Raw genomic sequence first — 18936 nt, 5'->3', positions numbered from 1 at the left:
CACATTAAAGTAGGCTTTTTACAGCCTACTTTCTTTGGCAACTTGGCCATATCTTTTATGATGATTAATTGCACTCTCATATTTTAACTATCGCCAACCCACCTTCCACATATCCCCTTCTTTTAGCGTACGCCAGTCAACTTCAATTGCACGTTTTGTCATCACAGCCTCAATAATACACAACGTAATACGCCCTTCTTCATCAAACTCCACTTCTGACACAATAAAGTGTTTTTCTTTATGCTGAGGAGAAATAGCGGTCCATTTACTGTTCAATAACTTTCTAGGATTAATTTTATGCACCATGCCCTCTTTTAGCTTTTTTCAACCCATTGTTAACGTTCTACATTAAGACTACGTATCAATCACGCGTAAAGATCGATTAGTACAAAGATTGTGGTAGGATTTGCAGCGCACATTCATTAGAATGGCAACGAAACGTCACAAAAACTCACCAAAGGATAAGGCGTGTCTACACTTTACATTGCTCGATTCATTATTAGTTTCAGCTGGGGTGGCCAAAGTGGTGTTTGGATTGTGCGTGTTTATCTACTTTCGAGTACGTTGGGTGATCTATTTAAATATATTGGCGCTTACAGGCCTATTAATGTTGGTCGCCTTACTCTACCCAGTTGTATTAATTGATGCTTTTAATCCAGTCACAACGAATATTACCCTCATTGCATTGAGCTTAATTTTGCTAAATAGTTTAAATCAAAAAAAAGGCTGATCACTCAGCCTTCAACTGGTGGAACGAAGAATCTGTTACGCGGCATCCTGTTTCGTTGCGACAGGGTTTTCAGGTGTTAACTTTGGTAATGGGTTACGAGACCCAATAGCTTCTTCAATCGATGAAAAACCATCCGCTTTTAGCAACTTCACCAGCCCACGATTAATTTCATTAATACTCTGTGGACCGTCGAAAATGAGCGCCGAGATCATATGCAATAAGCTCGCGCCTGATGTGATTTTTTCATAGGCATCTTTGGCGGTAAAAATACCACCAACACCTATAATAGTAAGCTTTCCCCGTGAGCGACGGTATACATGCCTAATAACATTGGTGGAAATACGCTGTAACGGCAAACCGCTCATCGCCCCTTTATGGTAAGGCAACTCTGCTTCTATAAATTCTTTGTTATGTGAAGGTTTAGCGAGGTTAGTTAAAACAACTCCATCCATTTGGTGCTCAATACACGCGTCTACAATTGTATTTATTTCATCGTTAGAAATATCCGCTGCGAGCTTAACATAAATTGGTCGGCCAGCGACACGATGTGCATTCACAGCAATAAGAAGCGCATCTAAATTTTCTTTAATAACAAAAGGTTCGCCATCTTGAGTATTTGGACAACTAATATTAATCGTGTAATAGTCGCCAATGTCTTTAAATAAAGACAGTGTTTTGGTGTAATCATCGATAGAATCTTGTAAATCAAATTCTGAGGTTAAATTTGATTTAGCCGCATTGATCCCCACTTTTAATTTACCAAAATCCACATCTTTCAAACGCTTTGATATGGTTTCTGCGCCTTGGTTATTTAAACCATACCATACCAAAATTGACTTAGATTTTACCATTCGAAACAGTCTTTTCCCGGGATTCCCTGGGCACACTTCACCAGTAAACGAGCCAAGCTCTGCTAAACCAAAACCTATTGATGGGTATATTTTTGTCAACTCTCCATCTTTATCAAATCCCGCAGATAAACCTAACGGGTTTCGATACTCTATACCATCAACCGTTGATTTAAGACTTTTGTGCCCATAATTGAACAACATAGAAGTAAGTAGTCGTGTCAGAAAATTTGACCCAAGAAATACACCTACGCGTTTAAACATATAGTGCGCCTCTTCAGGGTCCATTAAGAATATCAACGGTCGTGAAATACGATAAAGAACCTTAAAGAAAAAATTCCTCAGCCCGATTATAAAGCTCATTTTAGCCTCCAGTTATTGTGTGAATGATTATTGATGCTAATTTGAATGTTAATTACCTTACACCCTGCAAATCTTAATAGCAATCCTTCTCATTATCATTTATGTTATATTTAAAAAATAATGGAGTCGCTATGAAAACACTGCTAACAACTTGGTTTACGAGTCGAATGGCGAAGTCACGGCCGAGGCCAAATAAAGGTACACGCGCAACAGAGACATGCACGCATTCACAGTGGAAAGACACTGGCAAAGTATATTATGTGCTAGAAACCCTCAAGATAAGTTACGTTTCAAACAATGGCGATATTACTTTTGAAAATTTATCAGAAGAGACAGTCGCCTCATTGATATTAGATATTTATGAACCAGGCAATGCGCAATTGACACCCAAAGTAATCGCCGGTGTACAGTCATGTTTGCATATCAGCGTATGCGGGATTAGTTGGCAAGAAAATGGTTCCCAATTGCGAATTAAAGCGATCCCCAATGCTGCGGTGCTCCGTACTAGAGACAGTATATTTAGCAACAGCCAAGCCCAGTTTCAACATGCTTCATTCGCAGTGGATGAATCAACCCTCGAGATCCCTGAACGCGCTGCTACACCCTCGATATTTACGTATCGCAATATTGATTTAGCGCAGTTTATTTCACAACTAAAGCAAGCAAACGCAGCCCTACCTGATACATTGCCTCGCAAACCACCAATATGCAGAAACAATTTTATGAAGGTATACAGTGACCACGAAGCGTCAATTCTTACACAGTTATCATCAGTATAGAAATACCCAGCTTTCACAAATTGACCGAGCAGATCTATACTTAAGCATTATCAGCCAACTAAGCTTAGCCATGTATCGTATTCGGTTAATTTTGTTGTTGATTGCACCATGGTACTTGGCAGCTTTAGTCCCAAGTATCCGAGTTGTGACCGAAGACTTGCCACCTTATCAAATTGTAAAAGATACAAGGATAGTTGCTGGGAGCTCATTTCAAATAGTCAAACGTGCGCTCTCAATTGCTGGATACCAGCAAAATATCGAAGTGCTACCATGGGCACGCGCCTATAAAATTGCGCAAACGCAACCGAATACTTTAATTTTCTCTATTGCAAAAACACCAGAAAGAGCGCCCCTTTTCCATTGGCTTTACAAACTACAACCTTTGCAATATCAATTCTATTCATCAACAAAACACAGCACTGTGACAATTGGGAATATTGATGATGCCAAGTCTCTCATAGCCGTAAGTGTAAGGGGCAGCTACGAAGCAAACGCGTTAAGAGAAATGGGGTTTAAAGAAAACCAAAATTTACTCATTGTTGGTAATTTCACCGCAGCGTGGCGTAGTCTTGAAATGGGTAGAGCTGATATTATGTGGGCTTCTCATATACCTGCTAACGCGTTGGTAAATAGTCAATATGGTTACTTTCCACATGAGCATGTTATTAAACACCACGAATTATATGTTGCGCTTAGCCTCAACACCCCAGAGCCCGTTGTTACTAAACTCAAAAATGCTTTTATTGAGGCCAGTCATGAATTAAATAATCATCAGTAACGCAAATTATGTTGTTCTGAAAGCTGTCTAATCCACTGGGACTTTGCTAAACCTATATTATGATGTAACGATTTGTAACGGCCATGAGCGATAGCAATAAAACACATCAATTTCAATATGACATAATAACCGACTTGCCAACCAGTATTATAAAGGTATCGGTGAAAGGGTCTGGAACCCCAACAGAAGTCATCAACATGTATGATGAAATTAATCGCGTCGCAAAACTGCACAACAAGCCAAACTTATTACTCAATGTGGTTAATTTAAAGCTAAATTACAGCGGCAGTGATGTTTTAAAGGTGATGAAAGCAATAGAAAATATCTTGCTTCATGTGCGTATCGCAAGAGTCGTGAGCCCAGCCGATTTTAAAAGTGATCTAATAGACTTGTTTGCAGATAACAATGCTTTAGAAATTAAAAGTTTTTATAGTGAAGAACTTGCCATTACTTGGTTGAATGAGCCTTAGTTAACAGATGATTAATCTCACTCACAAACCAACTCTATGAACCTATTAATTGCTGGTACATCAAAATGCGTTGAACTGAGATAACAGCCTACAAAGAGCTGGATAACGTTCACTATTTAATGTTAAAAAACACCGCCACAGTGATGCCCCATACCACCTGCTTTGGCTTCTACTTGTGTTAAACAACGCGCATCCTGTGAGTAATCACATCGCCTTGTAAAGCCTGCACCTGCGATATTTTAGGTAATTTCAAATGATAAAACCGCGTTTTTTGATAGTAACTTTATCTTTGATTCTTTAGGGTTTACCTCATTATATTATCCTTTATGTAATGAATTTACCCAACTAAGTCCATTATATTTATACACAAAAGAATAGTGTATATAATATATTCCAAAGTAAAACTGTCACTATTTTATACCCACCTGAAAGCTATTCCCTTTCGCTTGCCGTCCATTGTTTCATAGATTGTCCATACTGTGCTTTAAATTGCTTATTTAACGCGCTCAAATCTTGATAGCCGACCAACTCTCCAATCGCATCAAATCGATGTTCAGTTGAGCGCAACAATTGCTTTGCTCTTTCAAGTCGCGCCAAGCGGACATAAGCAGATGGTGATAATCCCACATGTTTATTAAATCGTCGGATCAGTGTTCTCTCACTGACACATAACCTATCGGCTAAAACGGGTAATGTAAGATCGTCTGACAAAGATTGCTTAATATAGTGTTGTAGCGCCAATAATTTACGGTCTTGATGTAACTCAAACGCATGGCACGCCATAAACGAAAGCTGAGACTCCCGTGATTTTGGAATGGCAAGCCATGAGGCAACATCATCTGCAAACTGCTCGCCAAGCACCTGTTGTATAAAATACAACATCATAGGGAAATAGCACTGTACAGCTCCTGAAGTAATGAACTTATCGTCATGTATGTAAATCGCTTCTTGACTGACATTTAAATGCGGAAAATATTTGGCATAAAATGTCTTCAGCCACCAGCTACTGGTTAACTTAATATCATTTAACACACCAGATTTTGCCAAATAACTCACTCCGGTACACCCAGCCAAAACAACTTCACTTTGCTCAATAAGCTTTGTAATGTGAAGTTTTAGCGGTGCAATTTGTTGGCATTGTTGCCATAACGCTTGCTGCCCTAAGTACTGACTCCCGACCCAAATCATCGCATCACATGACTGTATACCAGCCAATGGAGTACAACTTTCAAACACCATACCTTGACTCGCGTGCACTGTATCAGTTGTTAAGCTCACCAATTGCCACTCAAATATAGGCCGTCTGGCCAACGTATTGGCCACATGTAATACATCGATAACGCCCATAAGACCACTGGCGAGTACGTTATCTGGAATAATGATCGAGACTTTCAATATGTCACTTTTAACTTAAAAACTGTCATATATGACACCTTAGCCAAACAGTGAATGCTGGTAAAGTAAATTCATCATCAATATTTAGGAGCACACCTATGTGGATCCAATACCCTCTATTCTTCTTACTGATACTCATCGCATTTTTGTGGATATTAACCACTGTATTACGCGTGCGAGCTTATATAACTCAGTCAGTATCACCCGCTGATATCACTTTCATTAACAAACATAACCTCTCGAAATTAACCGTTTTGGCGGGTAATAATTACGACAATCAATTTCAACAACCTGTGCTATTCACTATCTTGCTGATCACCTTGCAGCTGCATCAACTTGATGGACATTTATGGTATGTGATCAGCTGTTTTTTTGTCGTTGCACGTTATTGGCATTGTGCAGAGCACATTATGGGCCGCAATTTACTCTTACGTACCATCGCATTCGCTATGAGCTCTTTAACTTTATTTATTGGCTGGTTTTGTTTTATCTATCGAATGTATACACAATAGGTATATTTCACGCCAAGTGTTTTACCAAATCTAAGTGCTTAATTGTCGTCAAGTGTAAAATGGCCTTTAAGCGCCTCTCAGGCAATGATAAAATTGTGTCACTCAATTCAAACCAGTAACACAGAGCGCACCTTGGACAGTTCAACTTATATTCCCGATGCATTTATTGATGACGTACAAACATATATTCCCTCACATTTGGCGCTCACGGATTTTTTAGATGCGTGTAAAACCCCACTTAGGCGATCTATTCGGGTTAACACACTTAAAATGTCGATTTGTGCATTCAAAGCTTATTGTGTTGAGCATAACTGGCAAATAACCGCGGTACCATGGTGCGAAACCGGTTTTTGGCTCACCCGTCCAAATGAGGAAGAACACAACTTAGCTTTGGGCAATACTGATATTCATTTAAGCGGCTGTATTTACGTACAAGAAGCCAGTTCAATGCTGCCACCTATTGCATTAGAAGCTGCGCTTAGCAACAGTACTTATGTGTTAGATATGGCATCAGCGCCAGGTTCAAAAACCTCGCAATTAAGCGCGCTAATGAATAACCAAGGTGTGTTAGTTGCCAATGAGCTATCGTCTTCTCGACTCAAAGTACTCGCAGCAAATATGAAGCGCATGGGTGTTGCAAATTGTGCGCTGTCGCATTTTGACGCCGCCATATTTGGCGATTATATGTTTGAAAGTTTTGACAGTATTTTACTCGATGCGCCTTGCTCAGGCGAAGGTACAGTAAGAAAAGACGCAGACGCGCTAAAAAATTGGTCTATTGACTCAAATATTGATATTGCAACGGTTCAGAAAAAGTTAATTCGTAGTGCATTCCTTGCACTCAAACCGGGTGGTACATTGGTTTATTCTACCTGTACATTAACCCCTCTAGAAAATCAGCAAGTGTGCGATGCCTTACTCGACGAATTTACGGATGCAATCAAAGTTGATCCGTTATCATCATTGTTTCCCGATGCTGACAAAGCAACAACACCTGAAGGTTATTTACACGTTTGGCCTCAAATTTACGATAGCGAAGGCTTTTTCATTGCCCGCTTCATCAAAACACATTCGGTAGACAATGATCAGCAAAAGTATAAGAAAGGCGCGTTTCCATTTTCCCCCTCTGATCATAAGTTACAAACGAGTTTTATCGACTATATTAACACGCATTTTGGGCTCAATGAGTCGTTGCCTGGTCAGCTTATGAGTAGAGACAAAGAGCTCTGGCTATTCCCTGATGGGTTTCAACCTATAGAGAACAAAATTAAATATGCCCGGCTGGGTATACAGTTAGGTACTACTCATAAAAATGGTGTGAGATTGGAGCATGAATTTGCAACAGCACTTGGAAAGTACGCCACAAAAAACACCTATGCAATGTCTGATAGTGACGCGCGTGATTATTTCAATGGTAAGGATATTCGACTGGCTGACCCTGTAAATGTAACGGGCGAAGTCATCTTAACGCTGTGCGGTGCGCCTGTTGGGTTAGGGAAATGGCAAAAGAGTAAAATCAAGAATAGCTTACCCAGAGACCTTGTTAGTGACAGTCAGTTAATAACTTGGGTATAACATGAATATATCTTTTTATATTTTTTAGATTAAATACTTATATGAACATTAAGCAACTGATTTTAAGTAAATTAATATTTCATTGAGTTGTTTGTAAGTTTTGTGAAATATTAACTACACTTAAGTTACTTTCTACTTCTCCCTACAGAAGAAAGGTGTTTTTTTAGTAACGCTTTGGCTCCATTGGAGCTATCCCCTAAGCCCAGAGCAAGCGAGTGCTCTGGGCATTTTTTCACGTATTTTTTAAAGAAATAATTACGTTTGTTACATTAATTAGCACGCTGACGACAAATTGGTCGCAAGAACCTAAGCATGGCATTTAAGCCAACAGATGTGCTTCGAACATCTGTCGATGATGGGTATGGGCCACCATGGTTCATTGATGGACACACTTCAACACCCGTTGGCATCTGATTTTCAATGATCCGCCCTACTTTGTATTCTAACGCTTCAATCACTGCTGCTGATTTCTTCAGATCTTGACGAGTACCATGAACCGATGCGGTTAATTGCCCATCAAGTAGTTCAACCAAGCGCTGTAGTTGACTTTCTTTATCATATGTCACCATCATAGCCATAGGACCAAACACCTCTTCACGTAAAGAAGCATCATTTGTGAACGTATCGATATCTGTCGCGAACAAGTGGGCATTCGCATGGTGCTGTTCACTCAATTCACCTTGTGCAAGCAAAGTGACGTCATCTCGTGACGTTAATTGTGCAATACTGTGTTTAAAACTCGCCACAATGTTTGGTGACAATAATGTATCTGATGCACTCGCTTGAATATTTTTTATCGCTTGATCAACAAACTCATGACTGGCTGCAGGCACCAACCATAGACCAGGGCTCGTACAAAACTGTCCATTGCCCATTAACAGAGCCTGACTTAGCTGATCTGCTACAGTTGGACCCGCTTCTTGTACTTTTTCCTTTAAAATAAGCTGTGGGTTTATACTGCCTAACTCTCCGTAAAACGGGATCGGCTCTTGTCGCTTTGCGATTGTGTCTAACAGTTTATGTGCAACCGAGAATGATCCTGTAAAACCAATTGCTTTAACTTGCGGTGCACCAACTAACTCATGCGCAATGTCATAACGTTTTGCTTGGATCATTGAAAATACGCCTTTTGGCATAGCACACTTATTAATAGCCTTGTCCATTGCTCTGGCCATTAATTCACTCGTCGCCGGGTGAGCTGTGTGGCTTTTCATTACCACCGGACATCCAGCTGCCAGTGCTGCAGCAGTATCACCGCCTAAAGTAGAAAATGCATACGGGAAGTTTGATGCGCCAAACACGCCAACAACCCCTAGAGGTAAATAATCGAGTGCTGTATTTGGTTTTGGTAAAGGTGAACGATCAGGGATCGCAGTATCAGCACAGCCAAAGTTTGCAATACTATCTTGACTACCTTCTAATGCATGGGCAAAAGCACGTAACTGATTCATTGTACGTCCACGCTCACCTTGCAGTCTTGCAATGGGTAGGTTCGTTTCTTGATGCGTCGTTTCGATTAAAACATCGCCCAATGCTTCAATTTCATCTGCAATAGCATGTAAGAACGTTGCACGTTGCTGATAATTGGTTTTTCGATACGTTTTAAATGCCAACCCAGCTTGCTCAATCGCACTCGCCAACATATCTGAACTTGCTTCGTAAATAGGTGTTTCTAGACTTTTATTCAACTTAGGTGAAAAGCCAAAAAATGCCTCGGCTTGATCTGCTATCACCCAATCGCCCGCAATAAGACTTGCTCCAGTAACTTGCATATTACCTCCAAAAATTTGATTAATTACACTACTTGAAATCCGAAAGCATACGGGTCACTATCATCAACACTAATGTTGCTAGTACCAGTTACTTTTGACCATCCTCGGATGCTTGGCTGTATCGCTACTCGCCCAGCAACTTCTGTAATACCTTCTATACACCCAATAAATTGGCTGCCAATAAAACTTTCATGAATAAACGGCTCATGCGCTAACAGTTTGCCTTTAGCATGTAACTGCGCCATTCTGGCACTGGTTCCTGTTCCGCAAGGGGATCTATCTAACCCTTTTTCACCGTAAAAGACGGCATTGGCAGCATGTGAGTCAGATTGTTTAGGCCGTCCGGTCCACAACACATGCGATGCGCCTTGCACTGTAGGATCTTCTGGGTGAACACATTTGAGTTTTTGATTCACCGCATTTCTCACTTTCGGGCTGAACGTCAATATGTCACTGGCGCTCCATTTATCAATGCCCGGAAAGTTCTGCTGCGGCTCAACGATGATGTAATAATTACCACCATATGAAATATCGACGGTTAATTGACCTAAATCAGGCACATCTATCACAACCTGTTCATACGCCAAAAATGCGGGAACATTGAACAATTTAACCCATTCAACATGCTCACCACTGCGTAAATACTGTGCATTAACCCGTCCTGCCGGCGTATCTATTTTTAACTCGCCTTCTACTTTTGGTTGTAATAGACCAGCCTGCAGCGCAAATGTGATCGTGCCTATTAAGCCGTGCCCACACATAGGCAAACACCCTGAGGTTTCAACAAACAATACGCTTGCATCACCATCTTCTGTGGTCGGTGGATAAATAAATGCACCTGACATCATGTCATGGCCTCTTGGCTCAAACATTAACGCCTGACGGATCCAGTCAAAATCAGCCATGAAGTGCTGACGCTTCTCACTCATTGTGGACCCCAATAAATTTGGGTGTCCACTGGTGATCAACCGCACAGGGTTACCACATGTGTGGCCATCAATACATGAAAATGTCCCTCTGCGCATACTATTTGCCGTCACCGTTAAATTGAGTTATTACTAATGAGTAAACCCCTTGCCAATTTGCCATCTTGGTTTTTCCTCTATCTGGTTTTTATGTTTACCATCTTAAGTATATTGTATACAATAATCAATGTCCAAGTTAAGAAAATATTACCATGGATAATAACAATCTTAACTTTTCATCCAGAAACTATGGGTAACTTACGGATAAATATGAAATTTGTATTTATAAAAATAATAATAATAGACATCAGTTTGACTGCAATTGAGTAGATACAATCTACTGAGATTTACAATATTGATAGTCAATTCAGCTAAAAAAGAGGAAAGTGCATGTCTAATCAACCTAAAATTGCTGTTATTGGCGCAGGTGTCGTCGGTTTATGTACAGCCAAGAATTTACAAGATCAAGGCTTTTCTGTTACTTTATTCGACCAACAAGGTATTGCTGAAAAATGCTCAAAAGGCAATGCGGGACACTTTGCCACAGAGCAAGTTTTTCCACTGGCTCAAGCAAGCTTATTAAAAAAGCTGCCTGGTATGTTGTTCAACCCCAACGGCCCGCTAAGGATTGATTGGCGCTATCTTTATAAAGCCTTTCCATGGTTTTTTAGATTTGTTTGTAACATGAGAAAAGCCAAGCTCACCGAAAATACCAATGCCTTAAAAGCGCTTAATGAACCTGCTTTATCAGCCTATAAAGCGTTATTAGGCGATCAAGATTTTACCGACCTAATTACCTTAAATGGCAGTTTGCTGACGTTTGAAGACACCCCTGAGAGTGATATTGAAAAACTGTACCAACAATATAAGCAACATAATGTTGCGGTGAAATGGCTTAAAGGGAAAAGTGTGTTCTCTATTGAGCCTAACTTAGATAAACGCGTTAAAAACGCACTCTTATTTACGGATGTCGGACATAGCATAAACCCCTATCATTTATGCCAGCATATTTTTTCTTTGTTTCATCGTGCGCACGGCGAATTTCAACAAGTGGGCATTAAAGCGATTCAAACAACAGACCAAAATATAGCACTTACCACCTCCGACAATACCACACATCAGTTTGATAAAGTCATTATATGCACAGGTGCATGGAGTAAATATCTCACCAGCCAATTAGGCTTTAATGTGCCATTAGATACAGAGCGCGGCTACCACGCCATGATCAAAAATCAAAGTACCCTGTCTCGTCCAGTTGCATCTGCAGAACGTCAGTTTATTATAACGCCCATGTCAGAAGGCTTACGACTCGCAGGCACTGTTGAATTTGCTGGGCTTGATGCACCAGAAAACCATCACCGCGCGACAATGTTATTGAAACACGCAAAGGCACTACTGAGTGGCATTGATGAAAAACCCCCATTTGACACTTGGATGGGATGTCGCCCATCATTACCCGATTCATTACCCGTAATCGGCCGCAGCCCAAAGCATCGCAATGTGTACTTTGGGTTCGGTCATCAGCACCTTGGCTTAACTCAAGCGGCAATTACAGCAAAACTATTAACACAACTTTGTAGTGGTGAAGTACCTAGTTTGGATTTGACCCCATATCGAATAGATAGATTTTAGGAGAAATTATGACAACCCATGGTGTAGGCATACAAAGCCAACAACAAGCGCTAGACTCGTTAACTAACATGACGACTGATGTGCAAGCAATTGGTTATGAAGAATATCAACAACGTATTAACCGTGCACAAGCGTACATGCAAGAACATAATATTGCAGCAATATATCTAAACGCTGGCACTAACTTAACTTACTTTACAGGTATGCAATGGTACGCGAGCGAGCGTATGGTCGGAGCAATATTACCAGCCAAAGGCACTGTACAATTTATTGCACCAACCTTTGAAATTGGTACTTTGATTGACTACCAAGTAATTGAAGGCCCTATCCATTGCTGGCAAGAGCATGAGAGCCCTTATCAACTGTTTGCTAAAACACTATTAGAGCTTGATATTACCGTTGCAGCGACGATTGGTATTGATGAAAGTACTGCTTTTTTCATTTTCGATGGCATACGCCAAGCTGCACCACAACATACTTGGATCAATGCTGATACAGTTACCGCACACTGCAGAATGCATAAATCAGCCACAGAGCTTGCTCTGATCCAACGTGCAATGGATATGACTCTAGCAGTACATCAAGCAACCGCCAGTATGTTATATGAAGGGATCACCACCACAGAAGTAGAAACTTTTATCAATACAGCACACAAAAAAGTCGGCGCATCAGGTAACTACTTTTGTATTGTGCTGTTTGGTGAAGCCTCTTCATTTCCGCATGGCGTTAAAGAGCCACAAACGCTTAAACAAGGTGATGTCGTACTCGTTGATACAGGGTGTAAAGTTGAAGGCTATTTGTCGGATATCACCCGAACTTATGTCTTTGGTACCCCCTCACCGAGACAGCGTACTATGTGGGATCATGAGAAAAATGCCCAAATAGCCGCGTTTAACGCTGCACAAATTGGTAAACCGTGTGGGGCTGTGGATGATGCAGCGCGTAACTACCTAACCTCTGTCGGATTAGGCCCAGATTACAATGTCCCTGGCTGCCCACACAGAACGGGCCATGGTATTGGCTTAGACATACATGAATGGCCATACTTAGTTCGTAATAACCCGCAACCTTTACAAGCCGGTATGTGTTTTAGTAACGAGCCTATGTTAGTCATTCCTGATGAGTTTGGCATTCGTCTAGAAGACCATTTTTACATGACCGAGGCAGGCCCTAAATGGTTTACTCAGCCGAGCCACAGCATTGATGATCCATTTGGTTTAAAAGAATAAGTACGTCCATACTCTGAAATCGATGCCCTATTCACTTTAGGGCATTCTTCTATTGAAGTAAGAGTATAGAATATTACTGTAAACTATTTCTTTTGAAGTCATCCAATTCATCGCTTTATATTATTAATATCATTAAGAAACTGACGTATAACCATGACTAAAAGTTGTATACGACAGCGCGTGGTACATAGAAGAATATGTGAAATGTAATTAAAGACAGGTTGAGTAAATGATTTTAACTATTTATAAAACATGGCAACTTATTAGTTGCCATTGATATGCTAATTAGCCTCTAAATGGCGGCACATTAAGACAAATACAATGTTCTTGCGGCGTACCCGGTTTACCATCGTGAACCGCTGGGCAACGAATATTACGCCCACCTGAGATCCGCGCTAAGTGCTTTATAGATATAATTTCAAGGACTCGTGATTTTGATTTAACTTTTTTCATAAAACTTCCTTTTACTAAATTAAGAATTAAAAATACCAATCAAGGTAATAAAAATGACTTAGTACACGCAAAACCGCTTTTCTGTGCCGTATTACCTTAAATCGGAATTAAATTATACACCTTCAATAATTGAATATAATATACAAGCCAGTAAAGTTGCTCGAAAAATTTGACGCTAACCTGAAGTTAAATTAGGAGCATGACATCAACGTCTCTATTTTCACCTTTCTTTTTACGCCAACAATGATACGATATATATATAAATCATATATGGAACATATACTTTGGGTATCGTAAAAATTTCAGATGAATTACATGAAGAGCTACGCTCAACATCACACGTTATGTCTCGCTCTATTAATGCACAAGCCGAATTTTGGATTAAAATAGGCAAGCTTGCCGAGCACAATCCAACAAAAACCTTTGCTGAGCTTATTCAGGCGGAGCTCACTAAACACATAGACGCTGAGACAAAAAATAATGTCTGACGTTTCAATCAAAAATGCCAGTCAAATTGCGTTTATGCGTCAATCAGGTAAGTTACTTGCGCAAGTGTTTATGATGCTCGATGAGTATGTAAAACCGGGCCTGACCACAATGCAAGTTAACGACCGTGTTGAGCAATTCATTGTTGAAGAACTGCAAGCCCGACCGGCGTCAAAAGGGCAATATGGCTATCAATTTGTTCTAAATTGCTCAATTAATGACGTGGTTTGCCATGGCGTTCCAAGTAAAAGCCAAATTATAAGAAGCAGTGATATTATCAATCTTGATATTACGCTTGAGAAAAATGGCTATATTACTGACTCTAGCAAAATGTATGTGATGCCTGATGCAAGCACTGAAGCTAAGCGGTTAGTATCAGCAACCACAACTGCACTATACAATGCGATTAAGTTAGTCAAGCCAGGCGTTAGACTTGGAGACATAGGCCACATGATTCAAAGCTTTGCACAAGCCAAAGGGTATAGTGTAGTGCGCGAATACTGCGGTCATGGTATTGGTGTAGAAATGCACGAAGCCCCTAATGTTTTGCATTATGGTACCCCCAATACAGGCATGAAACTACAAGCTGGCATGACCTTTACAATTGAGCCTATGATTAACCAAGGTAAGGCCAAAATAAAAACAAAAAAGGATGGCTGGACTGTAGTAACCAAAGATAAAAAGCTCTCAGCCCAAGCTGAACACACCATTTTGGTAACCAATTCAGGCTTTGAAGTACTGACCTTACGTCCAGAAGAAGCAGGTATTTTTGATAGTTAACCTCAGGTTTCGATAAGGGTTTTGGAATAGGAAATATTTTGTAAACAAACTTACGTACAATCCAATGATGATATTTTGTTCAATATCAAGGCGCTTTTATGCAGTAATAGCGGGCTATTACAAATGAAAGCAACGCCGAGAGGGAGAAAAATAGCTTTATTGGGCAAATTCGCTTATCCAGAGCTGAGGTTAGTTAATGCGCTCAGTTTATCATTAATGATGTCGTTCAATATGAGCGACATTACGCTTATATTATATCCATTATTCTGACGATAGCTTAAAGGTAATTTACACCATGTCGCTGCACACTACACAGCAATAAATGTGGTTTAATAAAGCAAAATATACGCGCGTAATGCTGACTAAAAACAGTGTCTATATTCATTATCAGAACATGCGTTCAATATACACATTAATGAGCGCGCGATATGCGCATTCAGATGGGGATAAAATGATCAAAAGCGCTGAATAAGCTCAGCGCTAATCATGAACTTTTTAACGACAAGTACCGACTTCAATTAAACGTTTAACCGATGTTCTTTGGCCCACTAGTTTACCCATTCGACCAAAACAAGGTCGATAATAAGTTCCTACCTGACTACCTGCCGAATCGTAGTAACCATATACTTTAAATGTAAAGTAATCACTCGATGCGTAACTGTGTGCGGCATAAGTCAGTACTGCAATACCAGCGGCTACAATTGTTGCTAACATAGATTTTTTCATTTTTATATTCCTTCGTTATAGAGTTACCAAGCATCCCTTGGTGTAATAAACGTAGTAAAAGAATGAAATAAATACAACATTGCCAATAAACGTATAATCAACACGTTAAATATAAAGTGTATAAAAGCACTCAGGTATATCGTAAAATCACGTAAACATTCAGCACTCATTGCTATAGTTCAACACTTCATTGAGCTGAACCATAAAGCTTCGCCGCCCTAAACTTGTTTCAGAATCCACTATCACTAATCCACAAAAACACATAGACCCTGACCTACGTCAGGGAGACAATACGGGGAGTTCTATACTTTGTATTTACACACTCACTAATAGCGCTAGTGCTGAAGCAGTAATTTAACCAACATTTCGTTGCTCTGAACAAAACCTCGTCGCTCTGAACTTGTTTCAGAGTCCACTCGCATTATCCCACAAAACACATAGTGATCTTCCCCTGATCTACGTCAGGGAGACAATACGGGGCTCTGCACCCCGTATTTCCACATTAGTATTCAATAAAACATATAATTCCTGACCTACGTCAGGGTGCTATCTCCCAGTACTTGCACACTAGCTAAAAGCTTTATGCTCAGTGCTTGAGCGACTGCTTAACAGAAACTTCGTTGTTATGAAGCAACACTTCATTGTGCAGAACCACCACCCTTCGTCGCTCTGAACTAAAACTTCGTCGCTCTGAACTAAAACTTCGTCGCTCTGAACTTGTTTCAGAGTCCACTCTCATTATCCCACAAAACACATAGACCCTGACCTACGTCAGGGAGACAATACGGGGCTCTACACCCTGTATTTCCACCTCGTTATTCAATAAAACATATAATTCCTGACCTACGTCAGGGAGGCAATACGGAGCTCTACACCATGTATTTCCACATTACTATTCCACAAACACCAAGGACCCTGACCTGCGTCAGGGAGGTAATACGAAGGCTCTATTAGCCTGTATTTTTACATCATTCCCCCGAAAACATTATGAGCCTTAACCAGCATCTGGGAGGTAATTCGCCTCTGGTTCAAAACGCAAAAGGCCAACTCAATAAGTTAGCCTCTTCCTATATCACCGGTGCAAACCCCGCGCCTAATGACTTGCATTCATCAATGAAAGTAGCTCTGAGCCGTGCCCATTATTATATATCGCACGTACTTCGCTGAGCGTAATAGCACGGCGCCATACTGCAAAATCATCTAAGTCGGCCTTTAAATTATAATGATACCTGCCGGTTCCATCTTGACCAATATTCCAATCAAGCTCTGAATTAATATCACCCACGTTTGAAATATCACCGGCAATAATATTCAACTCACCAGAGGGACTACCTGCGTACAAAGTTGCCACGCCTTGGCGGTCAAACGATGCCACCAATAACCACCAACCATTAAAAGTGTAATCAATAGGGTCTATGTCTTTTCTATCAGAGCGTGATGAGGCGATGTTAATACCAAAATCATCCCCATTCCCCTCATTAGCAAGCAGTAACGTACCTCGGTTTGCACCACTTACCCAGTTTTTGTTCCCTACAATAACAGGATCACCCACTTGGTCACCGCTTACTCTGTACCATGTCATAAGTGTAAAGTCGGTGTCGGTGCCAAAATCTAACTCACTTGGTTTACCTAAAGTTAAGTGCTCTTTTTTGCCATTTATTTTCACATATGTACCAAACTTTCCGTTCGCGCGCAGCTCTGGTGATCCGCCGCCTACCTGAGCATGAGTGTGATTACCCGATGCATCTTCATAGTTGCTATTAAAAGGAAGGTACGTTGTCAGGCCGTGATCAATTCCTTTATCATTTTCCTGTCGAATATTTTGCCCTTGTACTGTGCCATCCATATTTGCTGGCACAGCCAAACCATGGTGAGCCAGTACAGTGGGGGCCGCATCATAATTGCGCGGAATTCCAGACAAATACCCCTGCTTAGCCACCTTTGATGTGACTAAAAAAGGAATTGTGTAGTTATCAGCAGCATGAATACCGTGCGATGAGCCTCGTCCGCCATGATCTGATGTCACCACAATTTGCCAATCTTCATGAGTAAAATTAGGACGGGCTTTAATCGCCGCTAACAACTGCCCAATTTGACTATCAACGTCATTAATTTCATTTACATAACCATCATCAGATGCCGTAAAACAACAGGCATGGCCTGCCCCATCCACATCGTCTAAAAATATAAATAGTGCATCTATGTCGGTACCTTGTGGCCAGTTTGATGCACTATAGGTACCCTTGATAATATTCACTGCATTTTGGGTGTTAACTGCATCATTTGCATCAATTTTAAGATCCGCCGTGTTAGTAATTTGCATATCGGTTCCCCAAGTCACCAGATACGCAGTATTGAGAGAAGAGTTTGACTGCTCTAATAGTGTTAGATAATGCGGATAGGTTGAATAATTGCCACCCGCAACATTACCATTACCAGTTACTCCACTTTTTTTAGCGGTTACGCCGGTCATAATACCAACATGATTCGGGCCACTGTTTGGCGCCGCGTCTGTCATCGTTTGTGCATAATGGGCAAACGCAGCTTTATAACCCGCGGCCCAGGTACCATTGATTAACGTATCAAGGTGAGGCGTATTCGCATTTTCAATACCATCTCCACGTAACCCATCAACTGCAATTAGTAATGAGTGTGTACTGGCCAAAGATGCTGAAGACATACCAAGTGCCGTACAGCACAGTGTTGTGTTTAATAGCTGTTTGAATTGGTAACAAAGCGTTGAATATTTATTTTTCATCGTTTTTCCTGTGAGTTAATTGGTCTATCAAATATTGGACTAGACCAGAAAACGATAAACATTAATTATTACTTTTCGGTGATTTAAATATTGCATGTAGATAACAATTTGATGAAATATTCAACAAGACGATACAAAAAATAAATGCTTGCTTAGTTAATTAGTGACATTAAAGCCATTGATGTAAATCTTAATTAAGTGTGCCAATCATGAGATTATCTGAACGTTGCTCTGTGATTCATAATACGGAATTATAGATTTTAAATATTCAGGCCCGTTAAAGGCCACCGCTTAAGATATTGTTTAGTGATAAAATTTGTGCCTGTCCCATCTTATTTTTACGCCGTTTATAAAAAACCTCGTCGCTCTACAAACACATCATCGCTCTATAAAAACATTGTCGCTCTGAACTTGTTTCATAGTCTAGTAACGACTTAGTCTCAGATGGATATGAAACACCAAAGTCTTTAAACATCAGTTACTCCAGCCAAAAAGAAACCAGCAAATGCTGGCTTCTATGTTTATTTTATAGTGAGAACCAAATCAACGTCTCTGACTCCATCGTTTTACAAGGCGTTGTTGCAGACAAATCAATTAAAGCATTCCTTGCTCTTGTCATCTTAATTGCTCACGAAAACTGGATATACCAACCGTAGTTAAACCACCCAATTATGCAAGAAATTTG

General features: G+C 40.4%; 18 protein-coding genes. 10 read left to right on the top strand and 8 right to left on the bottom strand.

Features of this window, described 5'->3' with window-relative positions; genetic code table 11:
* Positions 1 to 87 precede the first annotated feature (87 nt).
* Positions 88 to 303, bottom strand: coding sequence for a TIGR02450 family Trp-rich protein (locus PAUR_RS09075; RefSeq protein ID WP_192508545.1), 216 nt, complete (start codon positions 301 to 303; stop codon positions 88 to 90).
* A gap of 124 nt (positions 304 to 427) precedes the next feature.
* Between PAUR_RS09075 and PAUR_RS09070 the strand changes: the two genes are divergently transcribed.
* On the top strand, positions 428 to 730 hold the full coding sequence (locus PAUR_RS09070) for a DoxX-like family protein (protein ID WP_192507445.1): 303 nt from the start codon (positions 428 to 430) through the stop codon (positions 728 to 730).
* A gap of 35 nt (positions 731 to 765) precedes the next feature.
* Here the strand turns inward: PAUR_RS09070 and PAUR_RS09065 are convergent, their stop codons facing one another.
* Positions 766 to 1941, bottom strand: coding sequence for a quinone-dependent dihydroorotate dehydrogenase (locus PAUR_RS09065; RefSeq protein WP_192507444.1), 1176 nt, complete (start codon positions 1939 to 1941; stop codon positions 766 to 768).
* A 131-nt stretch (positions 1942 to 2072) separates the two neighbouring features.
* Between PAUR_RS09065 and PAUR_RS09060 the strand changes: the two genes are divergently transcribed.
* The 3 genes from PAUR_RS09060 (at position 2073) to PAUR_RS09050 (ending at position 3968) form a co-directional block, all read left to right on the top strand.
* Positions 2073 to 2720, top strand: a complete 648-nt coding sequence (locus tag PAUR_RS09060) for a hypothetical protein (protein ID WP_192507443.1) — start codon at positions 2073 to 2075, stop codon at positions 2718 to 2720.
* On the top strand, positions 2677 to 3498 hold the full coding sequence (locus tag PAUR_RS09055) for a substrate-binding periplasmic protein (RefSeq protein WP_192507442.1): 822 nt from the start codon (positions 2677 to 2679) through the stop codon (positions 3496 to 3498). Before PAUR_RS09060 ends, PAUR_RS09055 begins: the two co-directional genes overlap by 44 nt.
* A gap of 83 nt (positions 3499 to 3581) precedes the next feature.
* Positions 3582 to 3968, top strand: coding sequence for a hypothetical protein (locus PAUR_RS09050; RefSeq protein ID WP_192507441.1), 387 nt, complete (start codon positions 3582 to 3584; stop codon positions 3966 to 3968).
* Between the two features lie 432 nt (positions 3969 to 4400).
* On the opposite strand, the gene PAUR_RS09045 is transcribed toward PAUR_RS09050, so the two are convergent.
* The gene (locus PAUR_RS09045; protein ID WP_192507440.1) at positions 4401 to 5363 is read right to left on the bottom strand and encodes a GlxA family transcriptional regulator; all 963 of its coding nucleotides are present in this window, start codon (positions 5361 to 5363) and stop codon (positions 4401 to 4403) included.
* A gap of 98 nt (positions 5364 to 5461) precedes the next feature.
* On the opposite strand from PAUR_RS09045, the gene PAUR_RS09040 reads away from it, so the two are divergent.
* Entirely contained in the window at positions 5462 to 5875 is a 414-nt protein-coding gene (locus tag PAUR_RS09040) for an MAPEG family protein (protein ID WP_192507439.1), read from the top strand.
* Between the two features lie 132 nt (positions 5876 to 6007).
* The gene (gene rsmF / locus PAUR_RS09035; RefSeq protein WP_192507438.1) at positions 6008 to 7450 is read left to right on the top strand and encodes a 16S rRNA (cytosine(1407)-C(5))-methyltransferase RsmF; all 1443 of its coding nucleotides are present in this window, start codon (positions 6008 to 6010) and stop codon (positions 7448 to 7450) included.
* Positions 7451 to 7719: 269 nt separating this feature from the next.
* Here rsmF and PAUR_RS09030 read toward each other — a convergent pair whose 3' ends face one another.
* Together PAUR_RS09030 and PAUR_RS09025 are read right to left on the bottom strand one after the other, a co-directional pair.
* Complete coding sequence (locus tag PAUR_RS09030) at positions 7720 to 9222, bottom strand: aldehyde dehydrogenase (NADP(+)) (protein ID WP_192507437.1); 1503 nt, start codon at positions 9220 to 9222, stop codon at positions 7720 to 7722.
* A 23-nt stretch (positions 9223 to 9245) separates the two neighbouring features.
* Positions 9246 to 10247, bottom strand: coding sequence for a 4-hydroxyproline epimerase (locus PAUR_RS09025; protein ID WP_192507436.1), 1002 nt, complete (start codon positions 10245 to 10247; stop codon positions 9246 to 9248).
* Positions 10248 to 10577: 330 nt separating this feature from the next.
* Here PAUR_RS09025 and PAUR_RS09020 point away from each other — a divergent pair, with 330 nt between their 5' ends.
* Positions 10578 to 11819 carry an NAD(P)/FAD-dependent oxidoreductase gene (locus tag PAUR_RS09020; protein ID WP_192507435.1) on the top strand — a complete coding sequence of 414 codons (1242 nt, stop codon included), beginning with the start codon at positions 10578 to 10580 and terminating at the stop codon, positions 11817 to 11819.
* Between the two features lie 8 nt (positions 11820 to 11827).
* Positions 11828 to 13048 carry a M24 family metallopeptidase gene (locus tag PAUR_RS09015; RefSeq protein ID WP_192507434.1) on the top strand — a complete coding sequence of 407 codons (1221 nt, stop codon included), beginning with the start codon at positions 11828 to 11830 and terminating at the stop codon, positions 13046 to 13048.
* Between the two features lie 285 nt (positions 13049 to 13333).
* Here PAUR_RS09015 and PAUR_RS09010 read toward each other — a convergent pair whose 3' ends face one another.
* A complete protein-coding gene (locus tag PAUR_RS09010; RefSeq protein WP_192507433.1) occupies positions 13334 to 13501 on the bottom strand; it encodes a hypothetical protein in 168 nt (55 codons plus the stop codon).
* 284 nt (positions 13502 to 13785) lie between these two features.
* Between PAUR_RS09010 and PAUR_RS09005 the strand changes: the two genes are divergently transcribed.
* Both PAUR_RS09005 and map read left to right on the top strand, forming a co-directional pair.
* Complete coding sequence (locus PAUR_RS09005; protein ID WP_192507432.1) at positions 13786 to 13989, top strand: ParD-like family protein; 204 nt, start codon at positions 13786 to 13788, stop codon at positions 13987 to 13989.
* Positions 13982 to 14767 (top strand): type I methionyl aminopeptidase, encoded by a 786-nt coding sequence (map, locus tag PAUR_RS09000; RefSeq protein ID WP_192507431.1) that lies wholly within the window; start codon positions 13982 to 13984, stop codon positions 14765 to 14767. The genes PAUR_RS09005 and map overlap by 8 nt, the downstream gene beginning before the upstream one ends.
* A gap of 495 nt (positions 14768 to 15262) precedes the next feature.
* On the opposite strand, the gene PAUR_RS08995 is transcribed toward map, so the two are convergent.
* Both PAUR_RS08995 and PAUR_RS08990 read right to left on the bottom strand, forming a co-directional pair.
* Positions 15263 to 15493: a hypothetical protein gene (locus PAUR_RS08995; RefSeq protein ID WP_192507430.1), complete on the bottom strand. Its 231-nt coding sequence runs from the start codon at positions 15491 to 15493 to the stop codon at positions 15263 to 15265.
* A gap of 1093 nt (positions 15494 to 16586) precedes the next feature.
* On the bottom strand, positions 16587 to 18251 hold the full coding sequence (locus tag PAUR_RS08990; protein ID WP_192507429.1) for an alkaline phosphatase family protein: 1665 nt from the start codon (positions 18249 to 18251) through the stop codon (positions 16587 to 16589).
* Between the last annotated feature and the right edge of the window lie 685 nt (positions 18252 to 18936).

Source organism: Pseudoalteromonas aurantia 208, from assembly GCF_014858725.1.
Classification (GTDB): Bacteria; Pseudomonadota; Gammaproteobacteria; order Enterobacterales; family Alteromonadaceae; genus Pseudoalteromonas; species Pseudoalteromonas aurantia.
Note: the sequence above shows the minus strand (reverse complement) of the source record. Positions and strands in the feature narration are given on the sequence as shown.

Coding starts and splice junctions, on each gene's coding strand:
- PAUR_RS09040 (WP_192507439.1), top strand. CDS start 5,462: ATGTGGATCCAATACCCTCTATTCTTCTTACTGATACTCATCGCATTT.
- PAUR_RS09050 (WP_192507441.1), top strand. CDS start 3,582: ATGAGCGATAGCAATAAAACACATCAATTTCAATATGACATAATAACC.
- PAUR_RS09070 (WP_192507445.1), top strand. CDS start 428: ATGGCAACGAAACGTCACAAAAACTCACCAAAGGATAAGGCGTGTCTA.
- PAUR_RS08990 (WP_192507429.1), bottom strand. CDS start 18,251: ATGAAAAATAAATATTCAACGCTTTGTTACCAATTCAAACAGCTATTA.
- PAUR_RS09025 (WP_192507436.1), bottom strand. CDS start 10,247: ATGCGCAGAGGGACATTTTCATGTATTGATGGCCACACATGTGGTAAC.
- PAUR_RS09065 (WP_192507444.1), bottom strand. CDS start 1,941: ATGAGCTTTATAATCGGGCTGAGGAATTTTTTCTTTAAGGTTCTTTAT.
- PAUR_RS09060 (WP_192507443.1), top strand. CDS start 2,073: ATGAAAACACTGCTAACAACTTGGTTTACGAGTCGAATGGCGAAGTCA.
- PAUR_RS08995 (WP_192507430.1), bottom strand. CDS start 15,493: ATGAAAAAATCTATGTTAGCAACAATTGTAGCCGCTGGTATTGCAGTA.
- PAUR_RS09020 (WP_192507435.1), top strand. CDS start 10,578: ATGTCTAATCAACCTAAAATTGCTGTTATTGGCGCAGGTGTCGTCGGT.
- PAUR_RS09010 (WP_192507433.1), bottom strand. CDS start 13,501: ATGAAAAAAGTTAAATCAAAATCACGAGTCCTTGAAATTATATCTATA.
- map (WP_192507431.1), top strand. CDS start 13,982: ATGTCTGACGTTTCAATCAAAAATGCCAGTCAAATTGCGTTTATGCGT.
- PAUR_RS09015 (WP_192507434.1), top strand. CDS start 11,828: ATGACAACCCATGGTGTAGGCATACAAAGCCAACAACAAGCGCTAGAC.
- PAUR_RS09030 (WP_192507437.1), bottom strand. CDS start 9,222: ATGCAAGTTACTGGAGCAAGTCTTATTGCGGGCGATTGGGTGATAGCA.